8 protein-coding genes are annotated in these 7,750 nt (G+C 70.5%); 4 read left to right on the forward strand and 4 right to left on the reverse strand.

The window, feature by feature from the left end; all coding sequences use genetic code 11:
- From K0M70_RS13010 to def, 4 genes are all read right to left on the reverse strand, one after another.
- On the reverse strand, positions 1–1,149 hold a 1,149-nt coding region (locus K0M70_RS13010), incomplete at its 3' end, for a glycosyltransferase family 39 protein (protein ID WP_290782623.1).
- A 43-nt stretch (positions 1,150–1,192) separates the two neighbouring features.
- The gene (gene rsmB, locus K0M70_RS13015; RefSeq protein ID WP_290782625.1) at positions 1,193–2,512 is read right to left on the reverse strand and encodes a 16S rRNA (cytosine(967)-C(5))-methyltransferase RsmB; all 1,320 of its coding nucleotides are present in this window, start codon (positions 2,510–2,512) and stop codon (positions 1,193–1,195) included.
- Positions 2,509–3,429, reverse strand: coding sequence for a methionyl-tRNA formyltransferase (gene fmt, locus K0M70_RS13020; RefSeq protein WP_290782635.1), 921 nt, complete (start codon positions 3,427–3,429; stop codon positions 2,509–2,511). The genes rsmB and fmt overlap by 4 nt, the downstream gene beginning before the upstream one ends.
- 7 nt (positions 3,430–3,436) lie before the next feature.
- Positions 3,437–3,943, reverse strand: a complete 507-nt coding sequence (def, locus tag K0M70_RS13025; RefSeq protein ID WP_290782636.1) for a peptide deformylase — start codon at positions 3,941–3,943, stop codon at positions 3,437–3,439.
- Positions 3,944–4,083: 140 nt separating this feature from the next.
- Between def and K0M70_RS13030 the strand changes: the two genes are divergently transcribed.
- From K0M70_RS13030 to K0M70_RS13045, 4 genes are all read left to right on the forward strand, one after another.
- Positions 4,084–5,190: a LysM peptidoglycan-binding domain-containing protein gene (locus K0M70_RS13030; protein ID WP_290782627.1), complete on the forward strand. Its 1,107-nt coding sequence runs from the start codon at positions 4,084–4,086 to the stop codon at positions 5,188–5,190.
- Between the two features lie 49 nt (positions 5,191–5,239).
- Positions 5,240–6,355: a DNA-processing protein DprA gene (gene dprA / locus K0M70_RS13035; RefSeq protein ID WP_290782629.1), complete on the forward strand. Its 1,116-nt coding sequence runs from the start codon at positions 5,240–5,242 to the stop codon at positions 6,353–6,355.
- 35 nt (positions 6,356–6,390) lie between these two features.
- Complete coding sequence (locus K0M70_RS13040; RefSeq protein ID WP_290782631.1) at positions 6,391–6,864, forward strand: DUF494 family protein; 474 nt, start codon at positions 6,391–6,393, stop codon at positions 6,862–6,864.
- Between the two features lie 86 nt (positions 6,865–6,950).
- Complete coding sequence (locus K0M70_RS13045; protein WP_290782633.1) at positions 6,951–7,628, forward strand: pilin; 678 nt, start codon at positions 6,951–6,953, stop codon at positions 7,626–7,628.
- The last annotated feature ends 122 nt before the right edge of the window (positions 7,629–7,750 follow it).

Raw genomic sequence — 7,750 nt, forward strand, 5'->3', positions numbered from 1 at the left:
CCCCCCCCCCGCCCCCCCCCCCCCCCCCCCGCCGCCCCCCCCCCCCCCCCCCCCCAAAACCACCCCCCCCACCCCCCCCCCGCCCCCCCCCACCCCGCCCCCCAGACTGATGGCGGCAAGGAACGGTGCCGCCGCCAGCGCCAGCCCGGGCAGCGCCGGCAGGATGTACATGTCGCGCTTGCCGGCGCTGGCGCTGAAGAAAGCCAGCACCAGCAGCACCCAGGCCAGCGGCAGCCAGACGCGGGCGTCGCGCTCGCGCCAGGCCTGCGCCCATGGCTTGAACAGCCAGGGCAGCGCCAGCGAGAACGGCAGCCAGTAGAAAGCGATCACTTCCAGGAAGTACCAGGCAGGCTCGTAGTGATGCCAGGGATCGACATAGCGCTCGGCGGTCTGCTTGAAAAGAATGTTCTGAAGGTAGGCCTGGTGTTCGGGATTGCCGCTGGTGAGCCCCACGGCCAGCACCGGGACCAGCCACAGGGCGATGGCGGCCAGGAAGGCCGGCGCAGCGCCAGCCCAGCGCCAGCCGTTGCCCTGCCCCAGCGGCGCCAGCCCCTGCCAGCGTGCGCGGGCCATCAACGCGAAGGGCAGCAGCGCCAGCAGCGGCAGGAAGCCCACGCCTTTGCTGATGACGCCCAGCCCCGCGGCGAAACAGCCGCCCCAGAACCAGCGCCACGCCGGCCCCAGCAGCAGGTGCCGGCAAATGCCGTAGAAGGCGACGGTGGTGAGGAAGACCAGGGTGGGGTCGATCTGCGCACGCTTGAACTGGTACACGAACTGGAAGCTCGCCAGCACCGCGATGGCCGCCCACAGCCCGGTGCGCGGCGACCACAGGCGACGACCCAGGTCCCAGGTGCAGGCCAGCGTGCCCAGCCCGGCGAGCAGTGAGGGCAACAGGAAACTCCAGCGCCAGCTGCCGATGGCGCCGTAGGCCAGCGCGAGGATCCAGAAGTACAGCGGGGGTTTGTCGGGATAAAGCTCGATGCCGCGATGCGGGAACAGGAAGTTGCCGCTCTCGACCATCTGCTTGGCCACCAGCACGAAGCGCGGCTCGTCCGCCGGCCACGGGTCACGCAGGCCGAATCCGGCAGCGAGCACCGCGAAGGCGATGGCGAAGAAAATCCAGGCGTGGCGTCGGTCGGCGGGCGTCATGACGGCGAACGATAGCACCGCGTCGCCGCCTTTGACGCGCGTTTCAGGCGGTCTTGCGCAGCAGGGCGTAGAAGAAGCCGTCCATGCCGTCTTCGCCCGGCAGGCGCTGGCGGCCAGCGCCGCTGACGCGACCGAAGCGCTCGTCCAGCGGCAGCGCGGCCGCGTCGGGCGTACGCGCCAGGAACGCAGCCACCTGCCGTTCGTTTTCGTCGCGCAGCACCGAGCACGTGGCGTACAGCAGCCGGCCGCCGGGGGCGAGCAGCGGCCAAAGGCTGTCGAGCAGGCGCGCCTGGTGCGCCATCACCGCAGGAATGTCGGCGGCGCGGCGATGCCATTTGATGTCGGGCTGCCGGCGGATGATGCCCGTGGCCGAGCACGGCGCATCGAGCAGGATGGCGTCGAAAGGCCTGCCGTCCCACCAGGCGTCCGGCGTGGCGGCGTCGGCCAGCTGCACGTGCACGCGGGGGTAGTCCAGGCCCAGGCGCTCGAGGTACTCGACCACGCGGCCGAGGCGGCGCTCGTCGATGTCCAGCGCCAGCAGTTCGCCTTCGCCGGGGAACAGGCGTTCGGCGATCTGCGTGGTCTTGCCGCCCGGCGCGGCGCAGGCGTCCAGCACGCGGTCGTCGGGCTGCGGGTCGAGGGCCAGCACGGCCAGCTGGGCCGCGCCGTCCTGCACGCTCAGCGCGCCGGTGTGCCAGAACGGCAGGCGGTCCACCGGAATGGGATCGTCCAGCCTGGCCGCATTCACCAGCAGCGGCGACGGTGAGGCGGCCAGGCCGTCTTCGCGCAGCGAGCGAAGCAGGCGGTCGATGCCGAGCTGGCCGGGATTCACCCGCAGCCACATCGGCGCCGGGCGGTTGTTGGTTTCGAGCATCGCCGCCACGTCGTCGGGCCAGTCGGCGGCCAGCGCCTGCACCAGCCAGTCGGGGTGGCTGGTGGCAATGGCCAGGTCGCTGCTGACCGGCAGCGGTTCGCGGCTGGCGCGCCGGAGCAGCGCATTCACCAGCCCCACCAGCGGGGGGCGGCCAAGATCGCGGGTGGCTTCGGCGGTGGCGCCCACGGCGGCGTGGGCCGGCAGGCCCAGCGCGTCCAGCTGGGCCAGGCCCACCAACAGCAGGCAATGCACCGGGAAATCGCGCGCGGCCAGCGGCTTGGCCAGCCACTGCGACAGCGCGAATTCGTAGCGGCGCCGGTGCCGCAGCGCACCGAAGCAGATGGCTTCCAGCAGCGCGCGATCGCGGCTGTCGGGCACCGAGGGCAGCACCGAGCCGAGCACGGCCTTGAGCGACCGACCTTCGCCCAGCACGGCGGCAAGCGCCCGTGCGGCGCGCGCCCGCAGGGCCGCACCGGCCGGGGCGTTCATGGCGATTTCAGCGCCGGGCGGGCGTTGAGGTAGTCGGCCACCGGCATCGGGCGGCCGCCTTCGCGCTGCACCTGGCGCAGGCGCAGCGCGCCTTCGCCGCAGGCGATGTCCAGGCCTTCGCGGGTGGCCGCCAGCACGGTGCCGGGCGGGCGGCCGTGCGCCAGCGCGATGGCCCGGGCGTCGTGGATGCGAAGACGCTCGCCGGCCAGTTCCGCTTCGGCCACCGGCCACGGGTTGAAGGCGCGCACGCGGTTGGCCAGCGCTGCCGCAGGCTGGCTCCAGTCCAGGCGCGCCTCGGCCTTGTCGAGCTTGTGGGCGTAGGTCACGCCTTCATCGGGCTGCGGCACCACCAGCGAGCGCATGCCGGCACGCAGCAGTTTCAGGCCGTCCGCCAGCACTTCGGCGCCCAACTGGGACAGACGGTCGTGCAGCGTGCCGCCGGTGTCGTCGGCGCTGATCGGCGTGGCCAGGGAAAGCAGCACCGGCCCGGTGTCCAGGCCCTTCTCCATCTGCATCAGGCACACACCGGACTGGCTGTCGCCGGCCTCGATGGCGCGCTGGATGGGAGCGGCGCCGCGCCAGCGCGGCAGCAGCGACGCATGCACGTTCCAGCAGCCCATGCGCGGGATGTCGAGCACCGACTGCGGGAGGATCAGACCGTAGGCCACCACCACCATCAGGTCGGGCTGGAGCTGTCGCAGCTGCTCACGCGCGGCGACCGACTTGAAGTTCAGCGGCTGGAAAACAGGAAGGCCAAGCGCGATTGCCTCGGCCTTGACCGGCGAAGCGGCCAGCTGGCGGCCGCGGCCCGAAGGCCGGTCGGGCTGGGTGTACACGCCCACCACTTCACCGCGCTCGGCGGCGGCGCGCAGGCAGGGCACCGCGAAGCCGGGCGTGCCGGCGAAGACGATGCGCAGCGCCACCTCAGGCGACCGCGTCGCGGTGCTGCTTGGCCAGCTTCTTGCGCACCTGCTCGCGCTTGAGCGGCGACAGGTAGTCCACGAACACCTTGCCCGCCAGGTGGTCCATCTCGTGCTGGATGCAGACCGCCAGCAGGCCCTCGGCGTCCACTTCGAACTCCCGGCCGTCGCGGTCCAGAGCGCGCACGCGTATCCGGTCGGCGCGCTTCACGTCGGCATAAATGCCCGGGACGGACAGGCAGCCTTCCTGGTAGACCTGGCTGCCTTCGGTTTCGAGGATGACCGGGTTGATGAAGACCATTGGCCGGGTTTTGTCTTCGCTTACGTCCAGTACCAGCAGGCACAGGTGCACATCCACCTGGGTCGCGGCCAGTCCGATGCCGGGGGCTTCGTACATGGTTTCGAACATATCGTCGATCAGGCGACGCATGGCGTCGTCCACTTGCGCCACGGGTTTTGCCACCGTGCGCAGGCGGGGATCGGGGAATTCAAGGATGCTCAGCTTGGCCATGATGGTCGAAATGGGGAAGACGGGGCCGGACCTCAAGGGGACCGGAGCCACATTATAACCCTCGGCAGACTTGCATTCAGGGTTGGTATCTGGGCTATAGTCGTGCAACCTGTCCGGGGAAAATCAGGTGGATAGTCGCCATGTTTAAACGGCTTCTTGCAGTTTCTGCTGCCGCGTTGCTCACATTCGCCACTGCGTCCATCACGGCGCAAGTCCGTGGCGATCATCCGACTACCTACACGGTCAAAAAGGGCGACACCCTTTGGGACATTGCCGGTCGCTTCCTGTCGAAGCCCTGGCTGTGGCCCGAGATCTGGCAGGCCAACCCGCAGGTCCAGAACCCGCACCTGATCTATCCGGGTGACGTGCTGAGCCTGGTCTACATCGACGGCCGGCCGGTGGTCACGTCCGAAGGCCCGCGCGCCGGCGAGGCGATCAGCACGATCCCGCTTTCCGACATCGAGGCCCTTCTCAAGCAGTTCAACGTCGTGGACGACCCCAAGTCGCTCCCCTACGTGGTCGGCCTGGAAGAAGATCGCCTGCGCAGCACGGCCGGCCAGTCGGTCTACGTGCGCGGCCTCGACGGCGCCACGCCCGGCATGATCGTCGACATCTCCCGCCCGGTTTATGTGTTCGGCGGCGGCCGCGGCAAGGAACGCCCGGGTCGCTCCGACCTCACCTTCCGCAGCGAGCGCCAGCACAGCCATTGGACGACGCCTTCGGGCTTTGGCGAGGCATCCGGCGAAGTGCTCGGCTATGAGATGCAGGTCCACGCCACCGGCGAAGTAACGCAGGTGCAGGGTGAAGTCGCCCTGGTGGTGCTGCGCGAGGAAGGCCGCGAAATCGCCGCCGGCGACCGCGTCACCCCGTCCGAAGCCCAGCCCTACGACCTGACCTTCATGCCGCGCGCGCCCGATACGGTGCCGGCCAACGGCCGCATCCTGTCGGTCGCCGATGGCATGCAGGCGGGCCCGAACCTGGTGGTGGCGCTGTCGGTGGGTGCCCGCGACGGCATCCGCAACGGCCACACCATGTCGATCTGGAGCCAGGGCGTCATGAAGCCCGACGTCGTGGCCCACGGCAGTCGCCTCTCGGCCAAGGCCGACGCGGTCAAGCTGCCCGATGAGTTCGTCGGCCACCTGATGGTGTTCCGCACTTTCGACAAGGTCAGCTATGCGCTGGTGATGAGCGGCGTGCGCCCGATCCATGCAGGCGACGTACTGAAACATCCCGACGCCACCCAGTAAGCTTTTCCTACACCGCGGCGCCTTCGGGCGCCGCGATGCTATTGGGGCCTTGGAAAACGACCTCGCCCTGCTGATCCTGCTTCGGTCCCGCCTGCCCGACGCCCTGCTGCGCACGCTGCTGGAGTCGCGCGCTTCGCCCGTGGGCGCCCTGGCGGTTGCCCGCCACGGGGCCGGCCTGTCCCTGCCCGGCGATGTACGGCAGGCCCTGCACCGGCCCGACCAGGGGCAGCTGGAGGCCGACCTGGCCTGGCTGGCCCCGGCGAACCACCGCCTCCTGGGCTGGCACGATCCCGATTATCCGGCGCTGCTGCGGCGAGCGCCGGCGCCCCCGGGGCGGGGGTTGGTCGCGGGTGACGCCAGCCTGCTGTGGCACCCGCAGATCGCCGTCGTCGGCAGCCGCCGGCCCACGCCGGGCGGCCAGGGGCGGGCAAGGCAGTTCGCGCGCATGTTCGCCGCCGCCGGCTGGGTGGTCACCAGCGGCCTGGCGGAGGGTATCGACACCGCCGCGCATCTGGGCGCCCTGTCGGCGGGCCGCACGGTGGCGGTGGTCGGCACCGGGCTGGACCGGGCCTACCCGGCCGACAACGAAGCGCTGATGCATCGCATCGCCGCCGAGGGCGCGGTGGTCAGCGAACACCCTCCGGGAACGCCCGCCATCGCCAGCCATTTCCCCAGCCGCAACCGCATCATCGCCGGCCTCAGCCTGGGCACCCTGGTGGTGGAGGCGGCCCTGCGGTCGGGCGCACTGATCAGCGCCCGGCTGGCCGCCGAGGCCGGGCGCGAGGTATTCGCCCTGCCCGGCTCCCCGGACAACCCGGTGGCCCGCGGCTGCCATCGCCTCATCAGGGACGGTGCCGCCCTGGTCGAAACGCCCGCCGAGGTGTTGGCCGCACTCGGGCCGGTGGCCGCCGACCTGGCACAAGCCCTCCGCGGACGGCTGGGCGAGCCCCCTGAAGCCGGCTCCGGACAGTCAGCGCCGGGACAGCCACCCGGCGACGACGACCACAACCGGCTGTGGTCCGCGCTGGGCCATGACCCCACCGGCATGGATCACCTGGCCGAGCGGACAGGATTGACGGTGGCCGCCCTGTCCTCCATGCTGCTGATCATGGAGCTGGAAGGGCGGGTAACAGCCGACAACGGTCGCTACTCCCGCCGATCCTGACCTTCCCACCGCGCCCAGGGCGCAGGCTGAGGGTAATGAAAGAGACCATACTCGACGTACTGCTCTATCTGTTCGAACACTACTTCTACGACGACCCCGATGCCGTCCGGGACCGCGATTCACTCCAGAACGGCCTGATCCAGGCGGGCTTCAGCCCCTCGGAAATCAACAAGGCCTTCGACTGGCTCGACGAGCTGGCTCGCCAGCGACCGGCATCCACCGTGCCCCGGATCAACACCCCGGTGCGCGTGTACTCCGACCCCGAGCTGGACCGCCTGGATCGCGAGTGCCGCGGCTTCCTGATGTTCCTGGAGCACAGCGGCGTCATTGACGCCGACCAGCGCGAGCTGGTGCTGGACCGGGTGATGGCGCTCGACCAGGACGAAGTGGACGTGGACGACCTCAAATGGGTCGTGCTGATGGTGCTGTTCAACCAGCCCGGGTCGGAAGCGGCCTACGCCTGGATGGAAAGCCAGATGTTCGAAGACGAGCCCGAGCCGGTTCACTGAAGCCGGCGCGGCAACACCAGCGCCCGGCCCCGGCCGGGCGTTTTTATTGGGCTTGGCCAAGTCCGTGACCCCAGGGGAGAAAGCTAATGAGCAACTGGTACTTCGTGGATGGCGGCCAGAACCGCCACGGTCCGGTCAGCGCCGAGGCGCTGCTGGAAGCTTATCGCCAGGGCCTGGTGGGCAACGACAGCCTGGTGTGGCGCGAAGGCCTGGCGGAGTGGGCCCCGCTGCGGTCATTCGGCGACGAGCTTGGCCTGGCCGCGGTAGTCCCCCCAGCTCCGGCCCAGGCGCCGGCGCCGGCAAGCCCGCCCGACGACGCCCCCGTGAAAAAAAACAACGGCTGCTTGATCGCCGCGGCCGTGGTCGTGGGCGGCGGGCTGTTCCTGCTGGTGGTGCTGGGCATCCTGGCCGCCATCGCCCTGCCCGCTTACCAGGACTACATGACGCGCAGCAAGCTGGCCGTGGTGCAGGTGGAGGGCCAGAGCGCCAAGGTTGCGGTGGAAGAGTTCATCGCCAACACCGACCGCTGCCCCCGCGACGCCGCGGAACTGGGCCTGGCGGCACCGACCACCCCAGGCCTGGACGCGCTGGACGTGGGCTCCCTGGAGGACGGGCGCTGCGCCGTTGAGCTGACCTTGGGCACGCTGGGCACCGACGATTCGGCGCGCGGGGGCCATCTTCTGCTGACCCGGGAAGAGAACGGCACCTGGTCGTGCAGCGGCGACGGCATCCCGCAGAAGCTGCTGCCCAGCCACTGCCGCTAGGCCGTCCCGGGCCCCGCCCGGGGCCCGCCGCCCCCGGGTCGCCGGCCGGGGTGGCGTGACAGTGGCCGTCGGGGGGGTGGCGTAATTTAAAAGAAACCCCGCCCCCCCCCCCCCCCGGCCCC

Source organism: Arenimonas sp., from assembly GCF_019459675.1.
Lineage (GTDB): Bacteria > Pseudomonadota > Gammaproteobacteria > Xanthomonadales > Xanthomonadaceae > Arenimonas.